The organism is Mesorhizobium sp., assembly GCF_004962925.1.
GTDB lineage: Bacteria > Pseudomonadota > Alphaproteobacteria > Rhizobiales > Rhizobiaceae > Mesorhizobium.
Genome location: NZ_SUEO01000378.1, coordinates 1 through 2,076, shown reverse-complemented (window position 1 = coordinate 2,076; position 2,076 = coordinate 1). Strand labels below are relative to the sequence as shown.

General features: G+C 61.2%; 2 pseudogenes. Both read right to left on the bottom strand.

Going from position 1 to position 2,076, the window contains the following annotated elements:
- A pseudogene (locus E5W87_RS35140) lies at window positions 1–775 on the bottom strand (hypothetical protein); the annotation flags it as partial.
- 286 nt (window positions 776–1,061) lie between these two features.
- Window positions 1,062–1,642 (bottom strand): annotated as a pseudogene (locus tag E5W87_RS35135) (cation transporter).
- Window positions 1,643–2,076 lie beyond the last annotated feature (434 nt).

Sequence of the window (2,076 nt, the reverse complement as noted above, 5' to 3'; positions counted from 1 at the left end):
AAAATACGCCTTTCCCGTGCATCTCGAGATTGCCGACATAAGCGTTCCAGTAGCTGACCGTGCCCCAGGCTCCGGTCCATGTGTGGTTGTTTACACCGGCCAATCCGAACGCCGGCGGATTGAGCGTGGCGGCCGTCTTGCCGTCCGGCCGGAATGCTTTGCCGTCGAGGTTCAGTTCGGCATCGAACTTCCCCGGTCCCCACGCCTCAACCGCCTTCTTCACCTCCGCTTCGGATATTTGCAGCATCTCGGTGAACGCCGTGAGATCAGGTGCGAGGGCAACGATCGCCCCGATATTCAGGTCACGGTTGGGCCAGCCGTCCAGCCGTTGCCCGATCCCGGGTGCGTAGGCATCGTCGACGGTTGAATGGCACACCGCGCATTGGATTCCCACCGAAGTCAGCGTCTTTCCGTCCTCGGCGAAGAACCCGGTTACCCCGACAACAGCATTGGCTCTCAGCAGGACAAGCGTGCTCGCGGGATCCGCGAGGTCGACCGCGCCCTTGTTGAGCGCATCGGCGACGTCCTTGGGAATGGCGTTCACATCGACCTTGAGGCCGAGTTCGAGGGCTTTCTGCGGGCTCAGGCCTGGTCCCGTGCCGCCCAGCTTCTCACCTGCGATTGCCTCGTGGAGTTTCAGTTTGCCGCCCCAGAAATCCTCGCTGCCGAACGTGTCGAAGCGGAATGTCTCGCGGCCTTCCTCGAGATATCGCTCAGCCTGCTCGGCGGCAGCGTTGTCGAAATCTTTCCCGCTTATTTTTCCTTTCGCACTCATTTGAGCTGCGGCGGGGATCAAGGTTGAAGATAGGAGAAGAGCGAAAAATATACCGTGGAGACGCTTTTGCATGTCACGTTCCTCCCGAAGAAGATTGCCACTCGGCGGTCATCTCGGGTTCGCGGGTTCTGGTCCCGCGAAACGGAATGCAGCCGAACGATAATAAACGTTGCACGGGACCAAAAAATTCCGTCACCCCGCCGCCTATGCCGATTACATGGTGCGGGGACTAACGGGCGCGCGCCTTAAGGACCTTCGCTGTGGCAGCTCTTGGCCTCGGGGCGCACTAAGTCTCGACCCGATGCTCCTCGCGCGCGGCCTCCCAAACTTCACGGGCTGCGTCGGCATTGATGGCCGCGATCGCCAGCCCCACGATCAGGTCGGGCCAGGCCGTGGGCCAGACATACGCCGTTACCAGGCCCGCGCCGACAATGGCTATGTTGGCAAACGCGTCATTGCGCGCTGACAGAAAGGCCGCGCGGGTGAGGCTGCCGCTTTGGTGCCGATAGTGGGCGAGGAAGTGCGCAGGTCAGATTGACGGCGAGCGCACCAAGACCCGCGGCCGACAAAAAGAAAGCTTCAGGTGCCACTGGGACATTGAACTTCTCCCAGGCGGTCCACAGCGTCGCCAGACCTGGGATCGACGCCCGCCAAGACCATCGCAAGCCGTGCCCGATTGCGGGCCGTCCAGCCCAGGCCTAAGGCGATCAGCAGATTGATCGAGGTATCTTCGAGGAAATCCACGCTGTCGGCGAAAAGCGACACCGAGCCGATGGCCAGCGCCACGGCGAACTCGATGCCAAAATAACTCAGATTGAGGGCCGCCACGACGATGACGGCACGGCGGAGCGACGCATTCAAATCCATTGATCCCATTGTTGCGGAGAGTATCTTACATAAGTGGAACGACCTGACGTTGCCGCCCTTGGATTGCTCTGGTGGCTCGGCGCCGCGCTCTAAGGAAACATGCTCGAGACCGTGCTCGGCGAGCAGACGCTCAATGCCGTCCTGGACCGACCCCACACACGATCTGGATCGGCACCGTGCACTTTCAGACGCACGCGCAACTTTGTCGGCTCGGTCTGCACGATCTGGAACATTTGCAGCCCCGGTGTGCGATCGGCCAGCGTCGAAAAGGCCACCGGTGGGATCGCCACCATTTGCCTCTTGGCTCCCAGACTCCGCTGCGCGTTTTTCGCCCGACCTCACGTGATTCGGCCTCTCATTCGTCGCGGCCCTCCGGCCAGCGAGCGTAAGGTCGGACATCGGAACGAAAGGCGGATTCGCGAATTCTACTGCTA